Genomic DNA, 24,363 nt, shown 5'->3' on the forward strand with positions numbered 1-24,363 from the left:
CACTCAACCTCCTGTTTTACGTACATAATTATGCGGGACAAAGGGCATCGCGGCGACGGTGCAATGCACGCGCTTGCCGCGCACTTCGGCAGCGACCGCAGTGCCCGGAACGGCATGATCGCGCGGGACATAGCCCATCGCGATCGGCGCGCCGACGCTCGGCGCAAAGCCACCCGACGTCACGACGCCAATCTCGTCCTCGCCATCGAACAGCTTCGCGCCCTCGCGCACCGGCAGCTTGCCGTCGACGAGCAGGCCGACGCGCTTGCGCGGGCTGCCGTCGGCGAGGTGGCCGAGGATACGCGCCGCGCCGGGGAAATTCTCTTCTTCGCGGCGACGCTTGCTGACGGCGAAGCCGAGATCGGCTTCGGCGGGATCGATCGCGGGGGTGAGGTCGTGGCCGTAGAGCGGCAGGCCTGCTTCGAGCCGCAGCGAATCGCGCGCGCCGAGCCCGATCGGCTTCACTTCGTCCATCGCGCAGAGCGCGTCGGCAAAGGCTTCAAGCGCCTCGTTGGGTAGCGAAATCTCGAATCCATCCTCGCCGGTATAGCCCGAGCGGCTGAGCGCAATCGCATGGCCGGCCCAGGTCGCGCGGGCCGCCTGCATGAAGACGAGGCTCGCGGCCTCGGGCACCAGACGTGCGAGCGCGTCGACGGCTTTCGGCCCCTGCAATGCAAGCAGGCCATAATCTTCATTGTGGTTGAGCGTGATATCGTCGGGCAGGTTTTCGCGCAGGTGGCCGATATCTTCCCACTTCACCGCGCCGTTGACGACGATGCCGAACTGGTCGCCCTCGTTGGTGATCATCAGATCGTCGAGGATCCCGCCGTCTTCGTCCAGCAAGAGCGAATAGCGCATCCGGCCGGGCTTCAGCCCCGTGATGTCGCCGGGAACGAGCGTTTCAAGCGCTTCGGCGACATTGTCGCCCGACAAGGCCAGCTGCCCCATATGGCTGACGTCGAACAGGCCGGCGTTTTCGCGGACCCACAGATGCTCGGCCATGATGCCTTCATACTGGATCGGCATCCAGTAACCGGCGAATTCGACCATCCGGCCGCCCTTCGCGCGGTGCCAGGCGTCAAGCGGCAGCGTCGCGGTCTCAAGTCCCGCTTCATCGCCTGTGAATTCGGTGTCGGTCATGCCAGTCTCCCGCGGTTGCATAGCGTGCGCGCGGCCCATCGCCGCGCCTTGTCGCCATGCCCCCTCTGTCACGGGAACCTGAGAGTTTTCCCCCATATCATGGGGTTACCCCTTCGGTGGTTCCGGTTTAGGGCCGGAACGCTTTCCAGAGTGTCCGTTCCAGCCTGCGCGGTCCTGCTGACCTGAGAGTTTCCGGGGCGGTTGCTCCTTCGGTGGTGAGGTGCCGGTTGCCCTGCCCTCACGCTCTCCCGCGCGGCCGGTCGAATCTCTTGCGAGGCCCGACAGACGCTGCGAGCCTTGGCGCTGCCGATTTACGGAGTCAATCGGCGAGCGCGCGGATCGCGTCGTTTTCGTGGATATGCACGCCCGAACCGCCCTGCCCAGCGAGCGCGACGATCGCCGCGGCGACCGTAGCGCCCGAAATCGAGCGATAGCGGCGGAAGGAGCCGTGAAGCAATGCGTCGGTCAACGGCGCCGCGATCGTCGCAATCCCTTCGCCCAGCCGCTGCGGCCCGGGCCGGTCGCCGCGCAGCAGGCCGGGGCGGATCAGGTCGAGCCGGTCAAAGCCAAGCGCGCGGAGGTCGTCCTCGGTCTCGCCCTTGGTCCGCAGATAGAAATTGCCGCTCTTTGCCGCCGCGCCGACCGAACTCACCGAAATCATGTGCGGGGTGCCGCCCGCCCTGGCCCCGCGCGCAGCGGCCAGCACGAGATCGTGATCGACCGCGCGAAAGGCAGCTTGCGACCCCGCTTGCCGGATCGTCGTCCCGAGGCAGCAGATGAGCACGGCGGGCTTTTCGGCGGCGATAATGTCGGCCCAGCGTTCGGGCGGGGCGACCAGTGGCTTGTGCTGCGCCGCCAGCCCTTCGACTTCGCGGCGTGCAAGCACGGTGACGGGATTGGAACCGAAACGTTCGATCACCGCGCGCCCGATCAGCCCCGTCGCGCCGACGATCAGCGCGTCAGGCATGCGCCAGCGCCTGTGGCACCGCACCGCGGCCGAAGATTTCAGCATAGCGGTCGATGGCGAAACGGTCGGTCATGCCCGCGATATAATCACCGATATGCCGGTTTGTCGCGCATTCTTCATGCGGAAGGCGCCCCGACCAGTCTGCGCCCATCAGGCGCGGATCGGCGGCATAGGCCGCGAAGAGATCGCCGACGACCTGGTTTGCCGCCTCGGCGGCGGCGACCTGTTCGGGATGGTGATAAAGATTGGCGTACATGAAACGCTTGAGGTCGCGCTCCTGCGCCGCAAGTTCGGACGAAAAGCCGCCGAGCGCGCGGCCCGCGGCGCGAACCTCCTCGACGCTCCCCACCCCCGCTTCGGTCACATTCGTCTCGGTCGCCGCGATCACATCGTTGACCATCACGCCGATCTGGTCGCGGACGAGCTCGCGGAGCAAGCGGTCGCGCGGCGCGCCCCGGAAACGCTCCTCGACCGCGCGGTAATTGGCGGCGACGAAGGGCTGTTCCATCAGCTGGTCGAGGTCAAGCAGCCCGGCGCGGAGGCCATCGTCGATATCGTGGTTGTCATAGGCGATGTCGTCGGCGACCGCCGCGATCTGCGCCTCGAGGCTGGCATGGCTGCCAAGATCGAGTCCAAAATCGCGGTCGATTTCGGCGAGCGCCCAGCCGGGGTTTGCCACCGGCCCATTATGCTTGGCGAGCCCTTCGAGCGTCTCCCATGTCAGGTTAAGGCCGTCGAAAAGCGGATAGGGACATTCGAGCCGCGCGAGCGTGCGCAGCGTGTGGCCGTTGTGGTCGAAGCCGCCATGCGCCGCCATCGCGGCCTTCAACGCGTCCTCGCCCGCATGGCCGAACGGCGGATGACCAATATCGTGCGCGAGGCACAATGCCTCGGTCAGATCCTCGTTGAGCCCGAGAGCGCGCGCGATGCCGCGGCCGATCTGCGCGACCTCGATGCTGTGAGTCAGGCGGACGCGGTAATGGTCGCCGTCGGGCGCAACGAACACCTGTGTCTTGTGACGCAGGCGGCGAAAGGCGATCGAGTGGATGATGCGGTCGCGGTCACGCTGGAAGTCGTCGCGCGGGCCGCGCACGACGCGGCCGAGCTCGGCATGAAGGCGCCCGCGGCTAGATGCGGGATCGCTGGCGCAATTGCCTATGCTCACTTGACCGGATCGACGGACTGGCCCGCCTCGCTGTTGAACAGGAAACCGTCGCCGCCAGCCTTCTTGTGGTCGGCGAGCCAATCCTGCGCCGCCTTGCGGTCCTTGAACGGGCCGACGAGCAGACGGCGGGTCTTGCCCCATTCGGTCGTGGCGCCAGTCTTGCCCTTGAACACCGCGGGGCTTTTCTTGGCGAATTTTCCGAAATCGGTCGCGAGCGCCTTGGCATTCGCACCGGTCGCGACCTGGACCCAGATACGCGCCGGATTGGCCTTCTTCTCGGCCGCTTCTTCCTTGGCTTTCGCGTCGGCTTCTGCCTTCAATTTCGCGGCAGCACTGTCTTTTTCGCGCTTCGCCGCCTCGGCCGCCTCAGCCTTCCGCTTGTCTGCCATCAGCCGGGCGAGCGTGTCGGCGCCGACGGCGTTGCCCGACTGCGCCAGTTCTTCGGCCGGGATTTCAATCGATCCGACGATGTCGGCGAGCGAGGCGAGCGGCGCCGCCGAAACGGATGCTGGTGTGGCGGCTGCCACGTTCACCGCCGGCGACGAGGCAGGCGCAACGGCTTCGGTCGCGGCGGGCGGCACCGGAGTCGACACTGCCCCCGTCGAACGGCCCATGTCGGCGATCGAAAAGCCCGGGCCGACCGGGCCCTTGCCGGGATCGACGGCCACGCCGATCGGATCGGGCGCCGAGGCGGCGGGTATCGAAGCGGGTGGCGGGACAGGGCTGACCGCCTGCGTCGGGGCCGGGCTCGGAGACGGGGCTGGTGCTTCGATTGGCTTGCGAATAGCCTGCTCAGACGGCGAACGCAGCACCGGGGCATTCGAGGCGGACGGACCGGGCGATGTCGACGCCGCGGCGGGCGTTGCGGCGACCAGCCGGGTGACCGGTTCCGAAACGGGTTTGCGGCCTGACGGCGCGGGCGTCGCCGACATGACGGGGCGCCGCTGGTCGCGCGTTGCCTGACGCTTGCCCGTCGCTGCAGCCGGCGGAGCGGCCGGCGGCGGCGTGGCGGCGGCAACCTGCACCGGCTTGCGCTTTGGCCCCAATTGCCCGTTCGGGAAGCGCCCGAAATGGGCCGCGGCCGCCTGTTGCGCGGGATTGAGCCGGTCCATCTGGGTCAGATAGGGCATGATGTTCTGCGCCATCGCGGGCGGCATCGTCGCGTTGACGATGTCGGTCGCTTCCTTGTCGCGCCCGTTCATCGCGAGGATCATCGCGCGCAGGCGCCATGCGCCGCGATCCTGCGCCCGCAATTGCGGCGTCAGCAACGCTATCGCGCGATCGGCATCGCCGCTGATCCCGAGCGACAGCGCATAGCGCCGCGTCAGTTCGTCGTTGGGCGCGATCGACAGCGCGAGCTGATAATCGCGCTGCGCCGCATCCTGCTGCCCGAGCAGGTCGCGCGCGAGGCCGCGGTCGGCGAGGAACAGCCGCTCGGGCGCGCCCATCAGCTGCGCTTCACCGAAATAATCGAGCGCGCGCGTCGGGTTTTCCATATGGACCATCGCCGAACCCAGCGCGGCCTTGACCGCTCCGTCGCGCGGACTCGCCTGTTCGGCACGGACGAGGAAGCCGACAGCGGCGCGATAATCCTCCAGCTCGATCGACGCACGGCCGGCATTGAGCAGCGCGGACGTGTCGCTGTTGTTCGAGGCGATGCGCGCGAGTGAGGAAGAGAGGAGCGCGCGCGCCGCAGTCCGCTTTTCCATCGCCGCCCTGGTCGCCGGATCGGGCGGAGTCACCTGCGCGTGAACGGACGGCAGCGCGGCCGTCCCAAACAACAGCGCGGCGAGCGCGCCGACGATCCGCCGTGCGCGCGCCGGCTTCGCCGTCAATTTCGCTTGCCGCATGGGCAACTCATCCCGATTTCCGGCCCGCCGTGCCCGGCGGGCGGCCCCTCGATAGCCCCGTTACTGGTTGTTCTGCCGCCCGAGGAAGCGCGGAATATCGACTCCGTCCTCCTTGCCGCCGTCATCGCTTTCGGATGCCGAAGCCCCGCGCGACAGGCGCGACATGCGCTCGAACAAGGTTCCACCACCGACCGACCGTGCGGGCGCTTCGTCCGCCGGCGTCGGATCCGCGGCAGGCGCCGAGCGATATTCGGCGGGCGCTTCGGGCGCGTCGAGCACGAGCTCGTCGGCGGTATCGTCATAGCTCGCGGCGACCTGCGACAATTCCATCGGCTCCTCTTCGGCAGCGGCTGCCGGAGCATCGCGCTCAGCGGTGTCGCCCAGCGAAAAACCGGGGGCCGGATCATTGTCTTCCACCGACGCGGTTTCGGCGAGGGTTTCTTCCTGAACCGCCGGTGCGACGGTCTCTTCGGCCACCGGAGCGGGGGCGGCCGCACGCGCGGGCGCGAAGGAGAAGCTGCGCGTCGCGGGCGATGCCTGCGCCGCCGCTTCGCCGTTGCTGTCGATTCCGGTCGCGACGACCGACACGCGGATCTTGCCGTCGAGGTTATCGTTAAAGGCGCTGCCCCAGATGATGTTGGCGTCGGGATCGACCAGCTCGCGGATATGGTTCGCCGCCTCGTCGACTTCCATCAGGCGCATGTCCTCGCCGCCGGTGATCGAGATGATGACGCCCTTCGCGCCCGCCATCGACACGCCGTCGAGCAGCGGGTTGGCGATCGCTTTCTGCGCGGCTTCGAGTGCACGGCCGTCGCCTTCGGCTTCGCCGGTGCCCATCATCGCCTTGCCCATTTCGCGCATCACGCTGCGCACGTCGGCGAAGTCGAGGTTGATCAGGCCGGGCATGACCATCAGGTCGGTGATGCCGCGAACGCCTTGCTGCAACACTTCATCCGCCATGGTGAAGGCTTCTTTGAAGGTCGTGTTCGGGTTGGCGACCAGGAAGAGGTTCTGGTTGGGGATGACGATCAGCGTGTCGACATGGTCCTGCAGCTCGGCGATGCCCGAGTCCGCCGAACGCATGCGGCGCTGGCCTTCGAAGGTGAAGGGCTTGGTCACGACGCCGACGGTCAGGATGCCGCGGTCGCGCGCCGCCTTGGCGATGACGGGCGCGGCACCGGTGCCGGTGCCGCCGCCCATGCCCGCGGCAACGAAGCACATATGCGCGCCGTTCAGCGCCTCTTCGACCTGCGCGATGCTTTCCTCGGCGGCCGCACGGCCGACCTCGGGCCGCGAACCCGCGCCCAGTCCCTGGGTGATCTGCGTCCCCAGCTGGATGCGCCGTTCGGCCGGCGAGGCGTTGAGCGCCTGCGCGTCGGTGTTCGCGACGATGAAATCGACGCCCTCGACGCGTGCCGCGATCATGTTTGCGATGGCATTGCCGCCCGCGCCGCCGACGCCGATCACCGCGATGCGCGGCTTCAGCTCGTCGACCTGCGGCGGGCCAATATTGATGCTCATCAAAAAGTCTCCCTGCAGCGGCGGACAGGTGCCGCTTCCCCAACCTTGCGACCCAGCCGGGCGGTAGTCCGTCCGCCCGGTTTTCTACTACCGCATTGCACTATTGTGACGTGGGAATCACCCAAAAAATTAACCTTTTCGTCGCGACGGGGCCAAAAATTGCCACTGGCGCGTTCGAGGCGTCGAAATGGCGAAGATATCGGCTTCGCGTGGCCGCCGCGGATGGTGGTTCCATCCGCAAGGCCGCGTGGAGACGAGATCGAAGCCATTTCGACGTCCCTTCGGGATTTGACCGATTTTGCCCATGGCTGCGTCAGCGAGCCTTGGAATATACTCATATGCCTGCGTCTCGCTTCCTTGCCCTGAACAAAATCGCTTCAAACCTCGAACGTGCCAGTGGCAATTTTTGACCCCACCATTCAAAAACTGCTTTTCAGTGCTGCCATAAGACGATGCAGGATCGACGTGCCCGCGGGCTTGTACACATCCTGCGCCATCATCGGCAGATCGCGGAGGTCCACGGGGTCCGATGCGGCATAGAGAACCAGACCTGCGAGCGTCGCGAAAGCGGGGCCACTATGCGCATCGGGCAGTCCGTGCAAGCCGCGCGGTCGCCCGACGCGCGCAGCACGCCCGAGCGCGCTCTGGGTGTAGTCGGCGATGCCTTTCAGGTCGGCGCCGCCGCCGACAAGCACCACCTGACGCCCGATCGGGCCGACGAAATGCAGATCCTTCAGCGTCCGGCCGATCTCGCCCATCATCGCGTCGAGGCGCTGGCGGATGACCGACACCAATTGCGCACGCGTTATGCGCGGGGAGTCGCCGTTCGTCGGGGCGCCGGGCTCCAGCTCGATGATCTCGTTATTATCGCGCGGGCTAGCCGACGCCGAGCCGTAGAAGCTCTGCAGCCGCTGCGCCTGGCTACGGCGGATGCCAAAGGCCGAGGCGATGTCGTCGGTGATGTCGCTCGCACCGAAGGGCAGCGACGCCATCTCGACGAGCATGCCGCCGGCATAGAGCGACACCGTCGTCACCGCCGCGCCGAGTTCGACCAGCGCGACGCCAAGGTCGCGTTCCTCATCCGAGAGGCAGGCGAGCCCCGCGGCGATCGGCGAGGCGACGACGGCGTTGACGTCGAGATGCGCCTGACGGACCGCGGCCTCAAGGTTCCGCACCGGCGCGCCGTCGGCCATGATGATATGAATATCGACGCCCAGCCGGTCGGCGTGGAGGCCAATCGGGTTCTTCACGCCGTTGAGCCCGTCAAGCGTGTAGAGCGCGGGCTGCGCGTGCAGGATCATGCGGCCTTCGGGGTCGATGCCGGCGCGGCCCGCGGCGAGCAGGTCGTCGATATCTTCCTGCTCGATCCGGTGGCCGCCGAGTTCGCTTTCAATTGGCGCGACATCGCTCAAAAGCCCGCCCGCCGAAAAGCTGACCCAGACATCGTCGATGTTGAGGCCCGCGATGCGTTCGGCCTGTTCGATCGCCTCGCGTACGATATGCTCGGTCTGTTCCATGTCGGCGACATAGCCGCGCTGGACCCCGCGGCTTTCGCGCTGCCCGGTGCCGAGCACGTGCAGCTGGCCGTCGGCGGTCTGTCCCGCGATCAGCGCGCAGACCTTCCACGACCCGACATCGAGCGCGGTGATGATCTTTTCAATGCGCGGCGGCGCCATGGCTTATCCCTTCTCCGCCGAGGCTTCGGCGACCGCATCGACCGCGGCGCGCGCATCGTCGAGCTTTGCGGGCGCCACCTGCCCTTCGTGCGGCAGGCGCAGCACGAAGCGCGCGGGATCGCGCATGTCGAAGCGCAATATGCCGCGACCGAGCAAGCGGTTGGCGCCATCCATATGCGCGAATTTGGCGAGCGCGGCCTTTGCCTCGGCCTCGCCTTCGGGAAGCGACAGCGTCTCGCCGCTGCGGAAACGCAGGTCCCAGCGGCGATTGCCGACCCACGTCGCGCCGGCAAGCAATTCCTTGAGGCTACTCGCCTCTGTCAGCAGCCGGTCGAGATCCTGCGAGCGCTGGTTCGCTTTCGGCCCGATGACGAGCGGCAGGTCGGGCATCGTCGCGACGGTGACGGGTTCGAGCACGACGCCCTTTTCGTCGATCAGCGACAGGCGATTATTATGCTGCCAGATCGCCGCCGGGGTGCGCTCGACGATGTCGACGACGAGCGTGTCGGGCAGACGCCGCGACACACGCGCATCCTTGATCCAGCCATAGCGCATCAGGTCGCCGCGCACATCCTCGAGATCGACCGCGGCCATCGAGCGGTCCTTCTGCGCGAGCGCGATGTCATAAACTTTCAGCCGGTCGATGCGGTCGGCGCCGACGACTTCGACCTTCTTGACCTGGAAGCCGGCGCGGCCGACCGCCTGCGCATATTCCTCGTGAATCTTCGCGGTGACGCCCGTCGCGTGTGCGCCGATCGCGACCACCGCACACAGGCTGAGCCCGATCGTCCAGTTCGCGACCTTCTGCAGCCGCTGCGGGCTGATCGGCAGCGCGTTGATGATCGCGTTGAGGCGCGAGGTCTGTACCTTCCGCCGCTTCTTCGGCGCGCGCGCCGGGCGGCGCGGCGGCGCCTTCCCGCGCTTGATCTGTGTCTTGCTCATGATAACGCTTCCCCCACGATGCGTTCGACCAGTTCGGCATAATCCATGCCGACGGCGCGTCCCTGTTCGGGCACGAGGCTGAGCGCCGTCATTCCCGGCTGGGTGTTGACCTCGAGCAGGAAGATGCCCGCGAGGCCATGTTCATCGTCCCAGCGGAAATCCGAGCGCGAGGCGCCCTTGCAGCCGAGCAGGCGGTGCGATTGCAGCGCCAGATCCTTCATCCGCTGCGCCACCTCGTCGGGAACGTCGGCGGGGCAGACATGTTCGGTCAGGCCATCGGTATATTTGGCGTCATAATCGTAGAAACCCGATTTGACGCGCAGTTCGGTGACCGCGAGCGCCTGATCGGCGAGCACCGCGACGGTCAGTTCGCGGCCCTTGATAAAAGGCTCGGCGAGCAGCCGGTCGAATTCCTGCCAGGGGCCGACGGCTTCACGCGCGATCGGGTTGCCATAATTGCTGTCGTCCTTGACGATCGCGACCCCGACCGACGAGCCTTCGTTGACGGGCTTCAGCACATAGGGGCGCGGCAAGGGGTCGACTGTAAAGAGGCTTTCGCTGTCGACCATCGTCCCCGTCGGCATGGGAATACCATGCGGCACCAGCGCCTGCTTCGTCAATTCCTTGTCGATCGCGATCACCGAGGTGACGAGGCCGCTGTGCGTATATTTGAGGCCCATCAGGTCGAGCATACCCTGCACGGTGCCGTCCTCACCGGGAACGCCGTGGAGCGCATTGAACACGACATCGGGCTTCGCCTCGGCGAGCCGCAGCGCGACGTCGCGGTCCATGTCGATGCGCGTGACCTTGTGCCCACGCGATTCCAGCGCGTCAGCAACGCCATTGCCGCTCATCAGCGACACTTCGCGCTCGGCCGACCAGCCGCCCATCAGGACGGCGACATGCCACGGACCCCGGCTCACTTCGCCACTCCCACGCGTTGAATCTCCCATTGCAGTTCGATGCCGCTCTTGGCCTTTACACGGCGGCGGACTTCCTCGCCGAGCGCTTCGATATCGGCGCTCGTCGCATCGCCGGTATTGATCAGGAAATTGGTGTGTTTCTCGCTGACTTGCGCCCCGCCGACGGCAAAACCGCGGCAGCCGGCCTCGTCGACGAGCTGCCACGCCTTGTGGCCGTCGGGATTCTTGAAGGTCGAGCCGCCGGTCTTCGAGCGCAGCGGCTGCGACGCTTCGCGGCTGGCCGAGATGCGGTCCATTTCGGTCTGGATCGCCGCAGGGTCACCGAGCTGGCCGCGGAAACTGGCGAGTACGACAATCGCACCATCGGGCAGCTCGGAATGGCGGTAGCTATAATCCAGATCGGCGAGCGACAGCGTCCGGCATTCGCCCGTACGGAGCACGACTTCGCAGTCTACCAATATGTCCTTGACCTCACCGCCATAAGCGCCGCCGTTCATGCGCACGAAACCGCCGACCGTGCCGGGTATCGAGCGCAAGAATTCCAGCCCCGCGATTCCAGCATCACGCGCAGTTGAGGAAACCAAGATGCCTGATGCGCCGCCGCCGCACTCAAGCGTAACATGGTCGTCTGGATCCCAAGCGCGGGTCACTTTGGCAAATGGCTTGCCCAATCGGACGACAACGCCCGGAAAACCGCCATCTCGGACGATCAGATTCGATCCGAGACCGAGTGCCATCACAGGGATCGCGGGATCGAGGTCGCGAAGAAAATCTGCGAGGTCTCCGACATCCTTCGGCTCGAACAGCCAGTCGGCGGGACCGCCCGATTTGAACCAGACGAGCGGCGCCAGCGGCGCCTTTGCCGTCAGCTTGCCGCGCACCGCCGGAAGGGTGTCGACGGCGCTCATGCCGCCTCCACCGCGGCGGCGAGGCCCGCCGCCATCTTGGTGATGTCGCCCGCGCCGAGACAGATGATCTTGTCGCCGGCGCCGAGATCACCCGCAGCGATGCTCGCCGCGATAGCGGAAGCCAGTGCGCCGGCGTCGGCGACGACATTCGCCTGGCGGTGCCCACGATCACGCAGACCTTCGACCAGCGCATCCGAAGACACGCCGTCGATCGGGCTTTCGCCTGCCGCATAGACGGGCAGTGCGAGCACGATATCGGCGTCGTTAAACGCCTGCTGGAAATCGTCCATATGATCGCGGAGGCGCGTGAAGCGGTGCGGCTGGACGACGCCGACGACGCGGCCCGCACCGACGCCCTCGCGTGCGGCTGACAGGACGGCGCGAATTTCGACCGGGTGATGCGCGTAATCGTCGATCACGGTCACCACGCCCTCACCGGCAGCAATCTCGCCGACCTTCGTGAAGCGGCGCTTGACCCCGGCAAAACCGTGGAAGCCCGACACGATCTTGTCGTCCGAAACGCCCATGTGCAGTGCGACCGCGATCGCCGCGAGCGAGTTCTGGACATTGTGCCGCCCCGACATCGGCAGGTGAATGCCCTCAATCGTGCGGCTGTTGCCGTCGCGGTCGCGCACGACGACGTCGAAGCGGTTGCCGTCGGGGCCGGGCGTCACATTGGTGCCGCGCACGTCGGCTTGGGCAGAGAAGCCATAGGTAATGATCCGGCGGTCGCGAATGCGCGGAATGATCGCCTGCACCTCGGGATGGTCAAGGCACAGCATCGCCGCGCCATAGAAAGGCACATTCTCGATAAACTCGACGAAGGCGTCCTTGATCGCGTCGAAGCTGCCATAATGGTCGAGATGTTCGGGATCGATGTTGGTGACGACCGCGATCGTGCCGTCGAGGCGCAGGAAGCTGCCGTCGCTCTCGTCGGCCTCGACGACCATCCAGTCGCTGGCGCCGAGGCGCGCGTTCGAGCCGTAATTGTTGATGATGCCGCCGTTGATCACGGTCGGGTCGATCCCGCCCGCATCGAGCAACGCCGCGACCAGGCTGGTCGTCGTCGTCTTGCCGTGGGTGCCCGCGATCGCGACGGTCGACTTCAGCCGCATCAGCTCGGCGAGCATTTCGGCGCGGCGGACGAGCGGGATGCGGCCCGCGAGAGCTGCCTCGACCTCGGGATTGCCGCGCTTGACCGCGGTCGAGGTCACGACGACCGCGACGCCGTCGACGTTCGACGCCTCGTGCCCGATCGCGACCTTGATCCCGCGCTTGCGCAGCCCTTCGATGACATAGCCGTCGGCGATGTCGCTGCCCTGCACCTGATAGCCGAGATTGTGCATCACCTCGGCGATCCCCGACATGCCGATGCCGCCGATGCCGATGAAGTGGATGGTGCCGATGTCGGTCGCAACGCCGCGCATCATTTATCTCCCGTGCGGGCCGAGGCCATGCCGCTTGCGGCGGCACGCTGGCCCGAGGACGCCCCGACGCGGATCACGTCCATCATCGGCGGCGCGACGAGCGATTCGACAAGGTCGGCAAGATCGCGTGTGGCATCGGGCAAGCCGCAGCTCGCCGCGCGCTCGGCCGCCGCTTCGAGCGCACCGGGCTCGAGCGCCATGCGCTGGATATGCTTCGCAACCTCGGCCGGCGTGAAATCGGGCTGCTGGAAGGCAATCGCCCCGCCCGCTTCGACGAGGTCGACGACATTATAGGTCTGGTGGTCGTCCATCGCGTGCGGATAGGGCACGAAGATCGCCGGACGGCCGGCGCACGCCAGCTCAGCGACGGTCGAGGCACCCGCGCGCGCGATCACCATATGCGCCCAGCGCAGCCGCTCGGGGAAATCGGCGATATAGGGGGCACATTCGGCGGCGACGCCCAGTTCGGCATATTTCGCGCGTACCGTTTCCAGATCGGCCTCGCGGCACTGCTGCACGACTTGCAGACGGCTGAGCAGTGCGGGGGGCAGCATCGCGATGGCGGCGGGAACGACCTCGCTGAGCACCGTCGCGCCCAGGCTGCCACCGACGACGAGGAGGCGGACGATGCCGTCCTCGGGAAGTGGGGGATAACCTTCTTCGCGGATCGCGATGATCTCGTCGCGCACCGGGTTGCCGGTGATATGCTTCTTCAGCTCATGCCCCTCAGGGTAGCGCTGGATATTGTGATAGGCGACCGCCACCGCATCGACGCGCGGCGCCATCATCCGGTTGACGCGGCCGAGCACAGCATTTTGTTCGTGGAGCACGCGTGGCCGCCTCATCGCGCCTGCGGCAAGCAGGCTGGGCAGCGACGGGTAACCACCGAAGCCGACGACGACGGCAGGATCGAACTCGCGGATCAGCTCGATCGCCATACGGCGGCCCTTGCGGATCGCGAATGCAGCCTTCAGCCAGCCGACGGGCCCACCCGATACGCGGCCGGCGGGCAGAACGTGCGTTTCCATCTCAGCGGGGGCGCCCGGAATCTTCAGCCCGCGGTCGTCGCTGACCAGCGCGACGCGATGTCCGCGCGAAATCAGTTCGCCCGCGAGGGCGTAGGCGGGCAGCATATGTCCTCCCGTCCCGCCGGCGGCGAGAAGGAAGTGGCGTGTTGCGGTCATTTCTTGTTCCAGTTTCGGGTCATCGACACCCGTGCCGCATAGGGGTTTCGGCGGGTCAGCGACAAGAGCAAACCCATGCCGATCGACAAAGCGATGAAGGACGAGCCGCCATAGCTGATGAACGGCAAGGTCATCCCCTTCGACGGGAAGATTTGCGTGTTCACCGCCATGTTGATCACCGCCTGTCCGCCGAACTGCGCGATCAGGCCCGCGACGGCGAGGATCAGGAAGCTGTCTTCCTCGTCGAGCAGGCGGACGAGGACGCGCACGATGATCGCGAGATAGAGCACCGCGATCGCGATGCACGCGATCATCCCGAACTCCTCGCCGATGACCGAGAAGATATAATCGGTGTGCGCCTCGGGCAGCTGGAACTTGGCAAGCCCCGCGCCGGGGCCGGTGCCGATGAGGCCGCCCGCGGTCAGCGTCGCATGCGCCTTGTCGACCTGGAAGCTGTCGCCCTCGGCGAACAGCCAGATGTTGATGCGCTGCTGCGCGACCGGATAGAAGAAATAGGCGAGCACGAGCCCGACGACCCCGGCTCCGGCAAGACCGGCAAGGATGCGCATCGACAGCCCCGCGACCATCACCAGCACCAGCCAGGTCGCGACGAAAATGACCGTCTGCCCGAGGTCGGGCTGGCTCATCAGCAGCAGCGCGATGACGCCGGTGAGCGCGAGCGCCAGCGGCACGACGGGCAGGCTCTGGTCGTGCAGCCGTAGCGACAACACCCACGCGAGCGCCACGGCAAAGAAGGGTTTGAGGAATTCCGACGGCTGGAGCCGGAACGCGCCGCTGCCGATCCATCGCTGCGCACCGTTCACCGACGTGCCGACCAGCGGCACGAGGAAGAGGAGGATGAGGAAAGCGATGGTGCCGTAAATGGCGAACCGCCGCGCCTGCGGCTTGGGCAGCATCGACACCATCAGCATCACCGGCACGCCGACGATCACCCACATCAGCTGGCGATAGAAATAATAGAGCGGGTCGAGCGACGCGGTCGAGGTCGACAATTTCTGCGCCGCGACGGGCGAAGCCGCGGCCACGGCGACGAGCCCGACCGCGACGAGGATCGACACGAGCAACAACAGCACGCGGTCGATTTCCCAGAACCACAGGCCGAGCGGCGTGCGGTCGGCGCGGCTGAGGCGCGGGCCACGGCGTTTCGTGGTGCGCGTGGCGGCGATCACCGGCCTTTCGGTCGCGCTCTCCATATTGTCCCCCCCGCTCATGCCCCGAGCGCCTGAACGGCGGCGCGAAACGCATCGCCGCGCTGCTCATAATCCTTGAACTGGTCGAACGACGCGCACGCCGGCGAGAGCAGAACGATATCGCCCGGCTTTGCCGCCGCCGCCGCGCGGGCGACTGCGGTCGCCATATCGCCCGACAGGTCGACGGGCAGCGCATCGCCGATTTCGGCGGCAAACGGCTCCATCGCCTCGCCGATCAGATAGGCGCGTTTGACGTGGCCGAACCAGGGACGGCACGCCGCGAGCCCGTCGCCCTTGGCCTTGCCGCCCGCAATCCAGTGCAAACGCTGGTCCGGCGCTGGCGGGAAAGCCGCCAGCGCCGGTGCAGCGGAAGCCGCATTGGTAGCCTTGCTGTCATTGAACCAGCTGACCCCCCCGACTTCGCCGACCAATTCCATACGATGCGGCAGCGACTTGTAGGTCGCGAGGCCGCGTTCGATCTGTTCGTCGTTCATCCCCAGCACGCGGCACACGGCGATCGCGCACACGGCGTTCTGGGCATTGTGCGGCCCCTGCAATGCGGGCCAGCGCGCCTGGTCGACCGGGTCGATATCCTTTGCCGACACGCGGTGGAGGCGGTGGTTGATGCGGCTGGCGATCATCTTCGACGGATCGTCGTCGACCGCGACGATCGCGACCTGATCGCGGTGCTGGAGGCCGAACAGCCGCGCCTTCGACGCCGTATAGCCCGCGAAGCCGTCGTAGCGGTCGAGATGATCGGGGCTGAGGTTGGTGAGCACCGCGATGTCGCACGCGAGGCTGTGCGACAGGTCAATCTGGTAGCTCGACAGTTCGAGGACGTAGACCCCGCCCTCGGCAAGCGGGTCGCGCGACAGGATCGGCAGGCCGATATTGCCGCCCATCAGCGACGGCACCCCGGCGCTTTCGAGCATATGCTGGATCAGCGCGGTGACGGTCGACTTGCCGTTCGTGCCGGTGATGCCGACGACCTTGTGCGCGGGCAACTCGTCACGCGCCTCGGCAAAAAGCTCGACGTCGCCGATGACCGGGACATGCGCCTCACGCGCGTGCGCCGCGATCGGATGACGGTTGAGCGGCACGCCGGGCGACACCACGACCCCTGCAAAACCAATCAGGTCGATCTCGAGCGGATTGCCGATGTCGGCTCCCAAGGCCATCGCATCGTCGCGCGCTTCCTCGCGGTCGTCCCATGCGGTCACGCCCGCGCCGCTGGCGACGAGCGCCTCGACGGTCGCCAGGCCCGAGCGCGCCAGTCCCAGCACCGCGTAGCGGCGACCGGCAAAGGCGCGCGAGGAGATCAACGGAGTTTCAAGGTCGCGAGCCCTGCGAGCGCGAGGACGATCGAGACGATCCAGAAACGGATGACGACGGTGGATTCGGGCCAGCCCAATTGTTCGAAATGATGGTGGATTGGCGCCATACGGAACACGCGCTTGCCGGTGCGCTTGTACCAGAAGACCTGGATGATCACCGACAGCGCCTCGACCACGAACAGCCCGCCGACGAGGACGAGGACAAGTTCATGCTGCGCGGTGACCGCGATCGTCGCGAGCGCGCCACCGAGCGCGAGGCTGCCCGTATCGCCCATGAACACCGCCGCGGGGGGCGCGTTGAACCACAGGAAGGCGAGGCAGGCGCCGATGATCGCCGCGGCAAACACCGCAAGCTCGCCCGCGCCGGGGACGTGCGGAATGCCGAGATAGCCCGCGAACTTCACGTTGCCCGAGAGGTAAACGATGACGAGGAAGGTCAGGCTGGCGATGATCACGGGAAAGGTCGCGAGGCCGTCGAGCCCGTCGGTGAGGTTCACCGCATTGCCGAAACCGACGATCAATATCATCGCAAAGACATAGTAAAGCGGCCCGAGCGGGATGACGATTCCGCTGAAGAAGGGCAGATACAGGTCGGTACCGGTGCGCGAGACGATCAGCAGCACCGCGACCGCGGCGATGGCAAATTCGATCAGCAGCCGCACCCGACCCGGAATCCCGCGATGGCTGGCCTTGGTCACCTTGTCGAAATCGTCGAGGAAGCCGACGACCGCGAAACCCGCAGTGACGAACAGACAAGCCCAGACGAAGCGGTTCGACAGGTCCATCCACAGGAGCGCCGAAATCATCAGCGAAATCAGGATCATCAGCCCGCCCATCGTCGGCGTGCCCTTTTTGGCGAGGTGGCTTTGCGGCCCGTCGTCGCGGATCGGCTGCCCCTTCCCCTGCCGCATCCGCAGCATCAGGATGAAACGCGGGCCGATCCACAGCCCGATGATCAGCGCGGTCGCAACCGCTGCCCCCGAGCGGAAGCTCAGGTAGCGAATGAGGTTGAGAGCCCCCGGAAAGCCAAGCCATTCCGCCAGCCAGTAAAGCATTAGGGTTCAAACCTCTTACCAGCGCCAACGAGGCGGCCAAATGGCGAACAGGTCGCGCGAAGGCGCGCGCCGGACAGGCTGGTTGCCTGTCCAAGCGCGCCTTCGCGCGAGATGGAAGCCATTTGGCCGTCCCGAAGGGATTTGGCCAGAATGGCCCACCCCTGCGTCGAGAAGTCTTGTAATATCGACATATGACTGCGTCTTCTCTCCTAGTGCTGAGCCATTCTGACTCAAACCTCGTTGCCGCTGGTAAGAGGTTTGAACCCTGAGTCCCCGTTGGTCAGCGCCGTCACGACATGCGACAGCCCGACGCTGTTCGACCCCTTGACCAGCACGGCGTCGCCCGGACGGATCAGGTCCTTCAGCCGCCCTACCGCGGCAGAGTGCGCGGGCACATGCTCGAAATCGATGCGGCCCTCAAGCGCTTTGGCGAGCGGCGCCATCTCTTCGCCGACAAGCAGGGCGAATTGCACTCCGGCCGCGACGAGCGGAGCCGCGAGACCCGCGTGATACGCCTCCCCGCCCGGCCCAAGCTCCTTCATCGCCCCGAGAATCGCGATCTTGCGGTCGGCGGATTCGGTGCCGAACTGGTTGATCGTCGCGACCATGGAAGCGGGGTTCGCGTTATAGCTTTCGTCGATGACGAGGATGTGGCCGCCCGGCACTTCGACGCGGTGGCGCGCGCCGCGCCCGGTGAGGCCGCCCATTTCGGCAAAGGCAAGGCCCGCTGCGGGAAGGTCGCCGCCGACCGCCTTGACCGCTGCAAGCACGGCGAGCGAATTGGCGACCCAATGCGCCCCGGCCTGCGCGATGGTGAAGCAGAGGAGCGAATCCTGGACCTGCGCGGTGACGAGTGAGCCGCCCCGCCCGTCCGAAAGCCAGTCGACCGCGCGGACGTCGGCCCCTTCGTTCAGACCGAAGCTGACGACGTGCGCCGCGTGCTGTTCCGCCTTGGCGCGCAGCCTTGCATAATGCGGACTGTCGAACGGGACGATCGCGGTGCCGCCGGGTTCGAGTCCTTCGAAAATCTCGCCCTTCGCGTCTGCGATGGCCTCTTCGCTGCCGAAATATTCCATATGCGCGGGGGCGATGGTGGTGACGATCGCGACGTGCGGGCGCACCATGCGCGTCAATTCGGCAAGCTCGCCCGCATGGTTCATCCCCATTTCGAACACGCCGAAATCGGCGGTCGAGGGCATGCGCGCGAGACTTAATGGCACGCCGACATGGTTGTTGTAGCTTTTGACCGAGCGGTGCGCCTTGCCCGGGCGAAAGCGGTCGAGCGCAGCGAACAGCGCTTCCTTCGTCCCCGTCTTGCCCGCCGAGCCGGTGACACCGATGATCCGGCCATGGCTGCGCGCGCGCGACGCGATGCCGAGCGCATTCAGCGCCTCGGCGCTGTCGGCGACGCGAACGTGCGGGTGATCGATCACGGTTTCGCAGACGATGCCCGCGGCGCCCGCCGCGATCGCCTTGTCGATGAACTTGTGGCCGTCGGTCGCCTCACCTTTCATCGCGACGAAGAGATCGCCCTTCGTCACCTCGCGCGAGTCGAAGGCGACGCCATGGACGGTGAAGTCGGCGCTCGCTTCGCCACTCGTAGCAGCCGCGATGGCGCGTGCGGTCCAGAGCGGGTTCATGCCGCCTCCTCGCGCGCTACGCTCACATCGTCGAAGGGAATGACGCGCGTGGCGTCGCCGCGGCCGACGATCTGACCCTGTTCGTGGCCCTTGCCCGCGATGCAGACGATGTCCTCGGCCTTTGCTTCGGCGATCGCGGCGGCGATGGCGGCGCGGCGGTCGCCGATGACTTGCGCGTCGGGCGCGGCGGCAGCGATCGCGCCTCGGATGACGGCGGGGTCTTCGCCGCGCGGATTGTCGTCGGTGATGATCAGCACGTCGGCGTTGGCTGCGGCGGCCTTGCCCATTTCGGGGCGCTTTGCCTGGTCACGGTCGCCGCCGGCGCCGAAAACGAGGATCAGGCGGCCGGTCGCGTGCGGGCGCAGCGCGTCGAGCGCGGCCTCGATCGCATCGGGCGTATGCGCATAATCGACATAGACGGGCGCGCCGGTCCGCGTGATCGCCGCGCGTTCGAGGCGACCGCGCACCGGCTGCAGCCGCGCGAGATTGCTCAGCGTCTGCGCCGCGTCGCCGCCGGTCGCAATCACGAGTCCCGCGGATACGAGCGCGTTCGCGATCTGATAGGCGCCGATCAGCGGCAGATCGACCTTTTGGGTGAGATCGCCCGCCGCGATGACGAGCGACTGGCCGAGTTGGGTCGGCTCGCGCGAAACGAGGCGGAGCGTTTCGCCCTTCGTGCCGACGGTCAGCAGGCGGACGCCGCGCGCGGTCACCGCATCGATCACTTCGGCCGAATAGGCGTCATCGGCCCAGATCACCGCCGCGCCGTCTTTCACCACCACTTCGTCAAAAAGCCGCATCTTGGCGGCGAGATAGGCCTCCATCGTGCCGTGATAGTCGAGATGATCGTGGCTGAGATTGGTGAAGGCGGCCGCCTTCACCGACAGGCCTTCGGTCCGATACTGGTCGAGCCCGTGGCTCGATGCTTCGAACGCGGCGTGGGTGATGCCTTCGGCGGCGAGACCCGACATGTTCGAGAGGAAGGTGACGATGTCGGGCGTCGTGAGTCCCGTCGATGCGCTGTCCATCGAGGTCGTGATGCCCAGCGTGCCGATCGACGCGGCGTTGAATCCGGCCATCCGCCACAGCTGGCGCGTCATTTCGACGGTCGAGGTCTTGCCGTTCGTGCCCGTCACCGCGACGCAGGTCGCGGGAAAGCGGTGAAAGAAGCGCGCGGCGATATGCGCAAAGGCGCGGCGCGGGTTGGCGTCGGTAATATGTACCGCGCCCTCGACCTTCGCTTCGGGACGCGCAACGATCGCGACCGCGCCCGCTTCGATCGCGGCAGCAATGAAATCCTCGCCGTTGAATTTTTCGCCGACGAAGGCGCCGAAAATCGTCCCCGGCGCGACTTTGCGATGATCGATCGCAAGCCCCGTAACGACGGGATCGCTGCCCCCCAGCGCCTGATCTTCGAGCAGCGCGGCGAGACGCATCAGTGCGTTTCCTCGTTTCTCCGCAGCAAGGGGATGAGTTCGGAGACATCGACGTCGCGGCTTTCGTCGGGGAAGACACCCAGCATCGGCCCCGCGCGAGTCACGACCTTGCGCACCACGGGCGCTGCGGTCCAGCCTGCGGTGCGCTGTCCCGAACTATACGCGTTACCCTTCGGCTCGTCGATCATCACGATCACCACATAGCGCGGATTGTCCATCGGGAAAGCCGCCGAGAAGGTCGAGACGAGCGAATGGCGACGATAGCCGCCCGCGCCCGGCTTTTCTGCCGAACCGGTCTTGCCCCCGACACGAAAGCCCGGCGCGTTCGCCTGCTTGCCGGTGCCGTCGGAAACGATGAGGCGGAGGAGCTGGCGCATCCGCGCGCTGGTCGCCGCCTTGAACACGCGGCGGCCCTGCGGCGGCGCCTTGTCGCCGAGCTTCATCAGCGTCGCGGGGCGATAGATGCCGCCGTTGACGAGCGCGGCATAGGCGCTCGCGAGATGCATCGGGGTCACCGCGATGCCGTGGCCATAGCTGGTCGTCATCGTGGTTACGCGGCCCCAGTCCTTCGGCCACAGCGGGAAAGCCCGTTCCTTGAGGTCGATCTGCGGGCGCTTGTCGAAATCGAGATTGCGGAAGAGCCGCTCCAGATTTTCGCGCCCGAGTTCGTCGGCGATACGCGCGGTGGCGATGTTCGAGCTTTCGATCAGCGTCTCGGGCACATTGTACCAGCGGCCGGGATGGCTGTCGCGGATGCGGAAACCTGCGATCGGCAACGGCGCCGACGCGTCGTAGCGGCGTGCCATACTAGTGATCGTGCCGTCGTCGATCGCGGCCGCGATCGACAGCGGCTTGAAGGTCGAACCGAGCTCGTAGAGATTATAGGTCACCGCGTTGCGGCGCGTCGCCGGGTCGCTACCGGTCAGCTTGTTCGGGTTGAAGGTCGGCAGCGAGGTCATCGCGGCGACTTCGCCCGTGTGGACGTCGAGGATGATCCCCGCGCCGCCGATCGCCTCGAGGTTCGCGACCGCCGAGCTCAGTTCGCTTTCGAGCACGCCCTGCACGCGCGCGTCGATCGACAGCGCGAGCGGCTCGCCGCGCGTCGCCTTGTCGATCAGCCGCTGGTCGAACGCGCCCTCGACGCCGGTGACGCCGTGCCCCTCGGCATTGGTGAAGCCGAGCACATGTGCGGCGAGCGTCAACTGAGGATAGAGGCGTTCCTTTTCGCGCGGGAAGTCGAAGCCGACGTCGCCGATCGCATTCACCGCCGCCACCTGGTCCGGCAGCGCGCGGCGGCGAATATAGGTCGGGCGCGAGCCGCTAACCTTTGCGAGCAATTCCTCGCGCGGCATATCGGGGAAAATCTTGTGGAGCTCGTCGGCGAGATATTGCCGGTTGTTGAGCAGCTTCGACGGGACGACGCGGATCGAATAGCCGTCGATCGTGCGTGCAAGCGGCACGCCGTTGCGGTCGACGATGTCGGCGCGCGCCGGAACGAAGGCGGTCGCCGCGTGGGCGCTCGACGAGGTATCGAATAGCGCGAAATAGAGCAGCCGCACCGACACAACGAAAAATGCCGCCATGAACAGCAGCATCAGGATCATCAAACGCTGTTGCGCGGTCAGCAATATCTGCTGCCGCACTCCGGCGGTTCGGACCCTCGTTGGACGGACGACCAGCGTGTTCATCGGCCGGACTTGCCTCCTGCCGCTTCGACCGCCGCGGCACGCTTGAGATCGGCGAGTGTCGATTCGGCGAGCAACTGGTCCTCGATCATCTTCAATTGTTCGCGGCGGCGCGTCGGCGCCATCCGCGGCGTCACGTCGCTGCGGATGGCGGTGTCGGCCTGTGCGAGCACGACCGGCTTGGGAGTGACGGGCTTCACGGCGGCGATCTTGCCGGCGACCGGGCTTTCTTTCGGCGCACTGACGGCGGGCGTGCCGACGGGCGACACCATCGCCATCAGCACCGGCGCGACCTCGTTGGCGCCGCGGGCGCGCGGCAGGCGGTCGAGCGACGCAAGCTGGCGCTCGCTCGCCAGATATTGCCCCGCATCGGGTGCCGAATAGCCAAAGGTGTCGGCGTTCCACTGTTCGAGCTGGCGCATCGAGGCGCGCACCGCGAGTTCGGATTCGAGGTAGCGGATATTGTCGCGCGTGCGGTCGATCTGCTTTTCGATGCGCGTCAGCTCGCTGCGCGTCGCCGCGACTTTGAGCGACACGGGATAAAGCATCATCGCGAAGATGAGCACGAGCAGGACCAGGCCGATTCCCTGGAGCTTGCGGGCCGCCATCAGCATGACATCGCCTCCTTGATCGTCGAATGGGCCGGAGCCGATGTCCGGATCGCACTGCGCAGCGTCGCCGAACGCGCGCGCGGGTTGCGCGCCTCTTCGGCCTTGCCCGGGCGCACCTTGCGCGCCGGGGTTTCGAAAGTTGCGGCCCGCGCCAGAGGGAGCGGCGCGGGCCGGTGGCGCGAACCCGCGGCATCGCCACCGCTGCGTTCGCGCAGGAAGTTCTTCACAATGCGATCCTCGGTGCTGTGGAAGCTGACGACGGCGAGCCGGCCGCCGGGGCGCAGCAGGCGCTCGGCGGCGTTGAGGCCTGCGATCAGCTCGTCGAGCTCGCCGTTCACATGGATGCGGATCGCCTGAAAGCTCTTGGTCGAAGGATCCTTGGGCGCGCCGGGCGGATGGCGCAGCGCCTTGCGGATCACCGTCGCGAGTTCGCCGGTGCGGGTGAGCGGACGCGCCGCGACGATCGCGCGCGCAACGCGGCGCGACTGGCGTTCGTCGCCATAATGGAAGAGCACGTCGGCGATGACATGCTCGTCGGCGCTGTTCAGCCAGTCGGCGGCGCTTTCGCCCTCCTGCGCCATGCGCATGTCGAGCGGACCGTCCTTCTGGAACGAAAAGCCGCGCTCGCCCTGATCGAGCTGCATCGACGACACGCCGATGTCGAACGTGATACCGTCGACCGCGTCGATTCCGCGTTCGGCGAGCAGCCGGTCGATCTCGCCGAAGCGGCCATGGATCAAAGTCAGCTTGCCGCCGGCTTCCTCGACGAGCGCCTGCCCTTCGGCAATCGCGTCGGGATCGCGGTCGCAGGCGATGACGTCGGCGCCCGCGGCGAGCATCGCACGCGTGTAGCCGCCGGCGCCGAAGGTCGCGTCGACGTGGCGCTCGCCCGGGGCGATGGCAAGTGCGGCGAGGACTTCTTCACGGAGGACCGGATCGTGGCGTGGGTCCCGAGGGAGTTCGGGGGGAAGGTCGGTCACTTGCGCCCCTTCCCTTTTGTCGCGTCCCACGACGCGGCGAGGCGCTGCAACACCGGGTCCGCCTCGGCGCATTCGGCCAAGGCCGGCAACCACCAGATTTCGAGGCGGCGACCCGAGCCCACAAAAGCCGTCGCGCCGGCATCGCCGACGCGGTCGCGGTGGATAAAGCTGGGAAGGAAGCGACCGCTGTCGTCGAGCGTGTATGGCTCGGTGTAGCTGAAGCGCTTCTTGAACTCGGCATCTTCGTCGAAGTCGAGGTTGCGCAGCCGCGCGGTTTCGCGGTCGCGTTCGATCTCGCCGTTCAGCCGGTCATATTGATCCTGGCCATAGGCGACGAGGCAGGGCAGCTTTTCGTGGAAACCGACCCAAAGCACGCGCTGGCCGTCCGCAATGAGGGGCACATTGTTGCGGAATTGTGAGGGGACGGCGATGCGCCCCTTGCCATCGATCGCGGCAAAGCTGGTGCCCGCATACTGGCCGGGCGTCACAATCGCCATCGCTCTGCCCCCCGTATCGTGCCACCGGGCAAAACTTCCCCGTCCCCGAAATCGCATGATTCCAGCTGGTTCGGCACGGGTGGAGAATGCCCCTCTCCGATTCCTGAGTATCAACTATAGATCGGGGTGAAAAGGGGTAATTTAGGGTGAAATAGGGAATCTGACCCCCATTTGCCGCAAAAAGACCTCCGAATTGGGTAAATACCGGTCC

General features: G+C 66.5%; 20 protein-coding genes and 2 riboswitches. All 20 genes read right to left on the minus strand.

Going from position 1 to position 24,363, the window contains the following annotated elements:
• Nucleotides 1–3 precede the first annotated feature (3 nt).
• The 20 genes from gcvT to J2X38_RS19760 all read right to left on the minus strand — a co-directional run bounded on the left by gcvT (nt 4) and on the right by J2X38_RS19760 (nt 24,152).
• Complete coding sequence (gene gcvT / locus J2X38_RS19665; protein WP_310256543.1) at nt 4–1,140, minus strand: glycine cleavage system aminomethyltransferase GcvT; 1,137 nt, start codon at nt 1,138–1,140, stop codon at nt 4–6.
• A 55-nt stretch (nt 1,141–1,195) separates the two neighbouring features.
• A riboswitch (glycine riboswitch) is annotated at nt 1,196–1,299 on the minus strand.
• Nucleotides 1,300–1,401: riboswitch (glycine riboswitch) on the minus strand.
• A 58-nt stretch (nt 1,402–1,459) separates the two neighbouring features.
• Nucleotides 1,460–2,107, minus strand: a complete 648-nt coding sequence (locus tag J2X38_RS19670; protein ID WP_310256545.1) for an NAD-dependent epimerase/dehydratase family protein — start codon at nt 2,105–2,107, stop codon at nt 1,460–1,462.
• Nucleotides 2,100–3,272 (minus strand): deoxyguanosinetriphosphate triphosphohydrolase, encoded by a 1,173-nt coding sequence (locus tag J2X38_RS19675; protein ID WP_310256548.1) that lies wholly within the window; start codon nt 3,270–3,272, stop codon nt 2,100–2,102. The genes J2X38_RS19670 and J2X38_RS19675 overlap by 8 nt, the downstream gene beginning before the upstream one ends.
• Nucleotides 3,269–5,122 (minus strand): SPOR domain-containing protein, encoded by a 1,854-nt coding sequence (locus J2X38_RS19680; RefSeq protein WP_310256551.1) that lies wholly within the window; start codon nt 5,120–5,122, stop codon nt 3,269–3,271. The genes J2X38_RS19675 and J2X38_RS19680 overlap by 4 nt, the downstream gene beginning before the upstream one ends.
• Nucleotides 5,123–5,182: 60 nt before the next feature.
• Entirely contained in the window at nt 5,183–6,643 is a 1,461-nt protein-coding gene (ftsZ, locus tag J2X38_RS19685) for a cell division protein FtsZ (RefSeq protein WP_058536021.1), read from the minus strand.
• 419 nt (nt 6,644–7,062) lie between these two features.
• Nucleotides 7,063–8,319: a cell division protein FtsA gene (gene ftsA / locus J2X38_RS19690; RefSeq protein WP_058536020.1), complete on the minus strand. Its 1,257-nt coding sequence runs from the start codon at nt 8,317–8,319 to the stop codon at nt 7,063–7,065.
• A 3-nt stretch (nt 8,320–8,322) separates the two neighbouring features.
• Nucleotides 8,323–9,261 carry a cell division protein FtsQ/DivIB gene (locus J2X38_RS19695; RefSeq protein ID WP_058536019.1) on the minus strand — a complete coding sequence of 313 codons (939 nt, stop codon included), beginning with the start codon at nt 9,259–9,261 and terminating at the stop codon, nt 8,323–8,325.
• Nucleotides 9,258–10,184 (minus strand): D-alanine--D-alanine ligase, encoded by a 927-nt coding sequence (locus tag J2X38_RS19700; protein WP_137889545.1) that lies wholly within the window; start codon nt 10,182–10,184, stop codon nt 9,258–9,260. The genes J2X38_RS19695 and J2X38_RS19700 overlap by 4 nt, the downstream gene beginning before the upstream one ends.
• The gene (gene murB / locus J2X38_RS19705) at nt 10,181–11,092 is read right to left on the minus strand and encodes a UDP-N-acetylmuramate dehydrogenase (RefSeq protein ID WP_310256556.1); all 912 of its coding nucleotides are present in this window, start codon (nt 11,090–11,092) and stop codon (nt 10,181–10,183) included. The genes J2X38_RS19700 and murB overlap by 4 nt, the downstream gene beginning before the upstream one ends.
• Nucleotides 11,089–12,519 (minus strand): UDP-N-acetylmuramate--L-alanine ligase, encoded by a 1,431-nt coding sequence (gene murC / locus J2X38_RS19710; RefSeq protein ID WP_310256833.1) that lies wholly within the window; start codon nt 12,517–12,519, stop codon nt 11,089–11,091. Before murC ends, murB begins: the two co-directional genes overlap by 4 nt.
• Entirely contained in the window at nt 12,519–13,703 is a 1,185-nt protein-coding gene (murG, locus tag J2X38_RS19715; RefSeq protein WP_310256558.1) for an undecaprenyldiphospho-muramoylpentapeptide beta-N-acetylglucosaminyltransferase, read from the minus strand. The genes murC and murG overlap by 1 nt, the downstream gene beginning before the upstream one ends.
• Nucleotides 13,700–14,935 (minus strand): putative peptidoglycan glycosyltransferase FtsW, encoded by a 1,236-nt coding sequence (locus J2X38_RS19720; protein ID WP_310256560.1) that lies wholly within the window; start codon nt 14,933–14,935, stop codon nt 13,700–13,702. Before J2X38_RS19720 ends, murG begins: the two co-directional genes overlap by 4 nt.
• Nucleotides 14,932–16,236 (minus strand): UDP-N-acetylmuramoyl-L-alanine--D-glutamate ligase, encoded by a 1,305-nt coding sequence (gene murD, locus J2X38_RS19725; RefSeq protein WP_310256563.1) that lies wholly within the window; start codon nt 16,234–16,236, stop codon nt 14,932–14,934. Before murD ends, J2X38_RS19720 begins: the two co-directional genes overlap by 4 nt.
• Nucleotides 16,233–17,303, minus strand: coding sequence for a phospho-N-acetylmuramoyl-pentapeptide-transferase (gene mraY, locus J2X38_RS19730; protein WP_310256565.1), 1,071 nt, complete (start codon nt 17,301–17,303; stop codon nt 16,233–16,235). Before mraY ends, murD begins: the two co-directional genes overlap by 4 nt.
• Nucleotides 17,304–17,533: 230 nt before the next feature.
• Nucleotides 17,534–18,943 (minus strand): UDP-N-acetylmuramoyl-tripeptide--D-alanyl-D-alanine ligase, encoded by a 1,410-nt coding sequence (gene murF, locus J2X38_RS19735; RefSeq protein ID WP_310256568.1) that lies wholly within the window; start codon nt 18,941–18,943, stop codon nt 17,534–17,536.
• Entirely contained in the window at nt 18,940–20,379 is a 1,440-nt protein-coding gene (locus J2X38_RS19740; protein ID WP_310256571.1) for a UDP-N-acetylmuramoyl-L-alanyl-D-glutamate--2,6-diaminopimelate ligase, read from the minus strand. Before J2X38_RS19740 ends, murF begins: the two co-directional genes overlap by 4 nt.
• The gene (locus J2X38_RS19745) at nt 20,379–22,067 is read right to left on the minus strand and encodes a penicillin-binding protein 2 (RefSeq protein WP_137889551.1); all 1,689 of its coding nucleotides are present in this window, start codon (nt 22,065–22,067) and stop codon (nt 20,379–20,381) included. The genes J2X38_RS19740 and J2X38_RS19745 overlap by 1 nt, the downstream gene beginning before the upstream one ends.
• Entirely contained in the window at nt 22,064–22,678 is a 615-nt protein-coding gene (locus J2X38_RS19750; protein ID WP_310256576.1) for a hypothetical protein, read from the minus strand. Before J2X38_RS19750 ends, J2X38_RS19745 begins: the two co-directional genes overlap by 4 nt.
• Nucleotides 22,672–23,655, minus strand: a complete 984-nt coding sequence (gene rsmH / locus J2X38_RS19755) for a 16S rRNA (cytosine(1402)-N(4))-methyltransferase RsmH (RefSeq protein ID WP_310256579.1) — start codon at nt 23,653–23,655, stop codon at nt 22,672–22,674. Before rsmH ends, J2X38_RS19750 begins: the two co-directional genes overlap by 7 nt.
• Complete coding sequence (locus J2X38_RS19760) at nt 23,652–24,152, minus strand: division/cell wall cluster transcriptional repressor MraZ (RefSeq protein WP_058536007.1); 501 nt, start codon at nt 24,150–24,152, stop codon at nt 23,652–23,654. Before J2X38_RS19760 ends, rsmH begins: the two co-directional genes overlap by 4 nt.
• Between the last annotated feature and the right edge of the window lie 211 nt (nt 24,153–24,363).

Origin of the sequence: Sphingopyxis sp. BE235, assembly GCF_031457175.1 — a bacterium.
Lineage (GTDB): Bacteria > Pseudomonadota > Alphaproteobacteria > Sphingomonadales > Sphingomonadaceae > Sphingopyxis.

What these genes read in the sequence shown, in the direction of transcription:
- gcvT (WP_310256543.1), bottom strand. Translation starts at nt 1,140, where the DNA reads ATGACCGACACCGAATTCACAGGCGATGAAGCGGGACTTGAGACCGCG.
- J2X38_RS19670 (WP_310256545.1), bottom strand. Translation starts at nt 2,107, where the DNA reads ATGCCTGACGCGCTGATCGTCGGCGCGACGGGGCTGATCGGGCGCGCG.
- J2X38_RS19680 (WP_310256551.1), bottom strand. Translation starts at nt 5,122, where the DNA reads ATGCGGCAAGCGAAATTGACGGCGAAGCCGGCGCGCGCACGGCGGATC.
- ftsZ (WP_058536021.1), bottom strand. Translation starts at nt 6,643, where the DNA reads ATGAGCATCAATATTGGCCCGCCGCAGGTCGACGAGCTGAAGCCGCGC.
- ftsA (WP_058536020.1), bottom strand. Translation starts at nt 8,319, where the DNA reads ATGGCGCCGCCGCGCATTGAAAAGATCATCACCGCGCTCGATGTCGGG.
- J2X38_RS19695 (WP_058536019.1), bottom strand. Translation starts at nt 9,261, where the DNA reads ATGAGCAAGACACAGATCAAGCGCGGGAAGGCGCCGCCGCGCCGCCCG.
- murB (WP_310256556.1), bottom strand. Translation starts at nt 11,092, where the DNA reads ATGAGCGCCGTCGACACCCTTCCGGCGGTGCGCGGCAAGCTGACGGCA.
- murC (WP_310256833.1), bottom strand. Translation starts at nt 12,519, where the DNA reads ATGCGCGGCGTTGCGACCGACATCGGCACCATCCACTTCATCGGCATC.
- murG (WP_310256558.1), bottom strand. Translation starts at nt 13,703, where the DNA reads ATGACCGCAACACGCCACTTCCTTCTCGCCGCCGGCGGGACGGGAGGA.
- J2X38_RS19720 (WP_310256560.1), bottom strand. Translation starts at nt 14,935, where the DNA reads ATGAGCGGGGGGGACAATATGGAGAGCGCGACCGAAAGGCCGGTGATC.
- mraY (WP_310256565.1), bottom strand. Translation starts at nt 17,303, where the DNA reads ATGCTTTACTGGCTGGCGGAATGGCTTGGCTTTCCGGGGGCTCTCAAC.
- murF (WP_310256568.1), bottom strand. Translation starts at nt 18,943, where the DNA reads ATGAACCCGCTCTGGACCGCACGCGCCATCGCGGCTGCTACGAGTGGC.
- J2X38_RS19740 (WP_310256571.1), bottom strand. Translation starts at nt 20,379, where the DNA reads ATGCGTCTCGCCGCGCTGCTCGAAGATCAGGCGCTGGGGGGCAGCGAT.
- J2X38_RS19745 (WP_137889551.1), bottom strand. Translation starts at nt 22,067, where the DNA reads ATGAACACGCTGGTCGTCCGTCCAACGAGGGTCCGAACCGCCGGAGTG.
- J2X38_RS19750 (WP_310256576.1), bottom strand. Translation starts at nt 22,678, where the DNA reads ATGCTGATGGCGGCCCGCAAGCTCCAGGGAATCGGCCTGGTCCTGCTC.
- J2X38_RS19760 (WP_058536007.1), bottom strand. Translation starts at nt 24,152, where the DNA reads ATGGCGATTGTGACGCCCGGCCAGTATGCGGGCACCAGCTTTGCCGCG.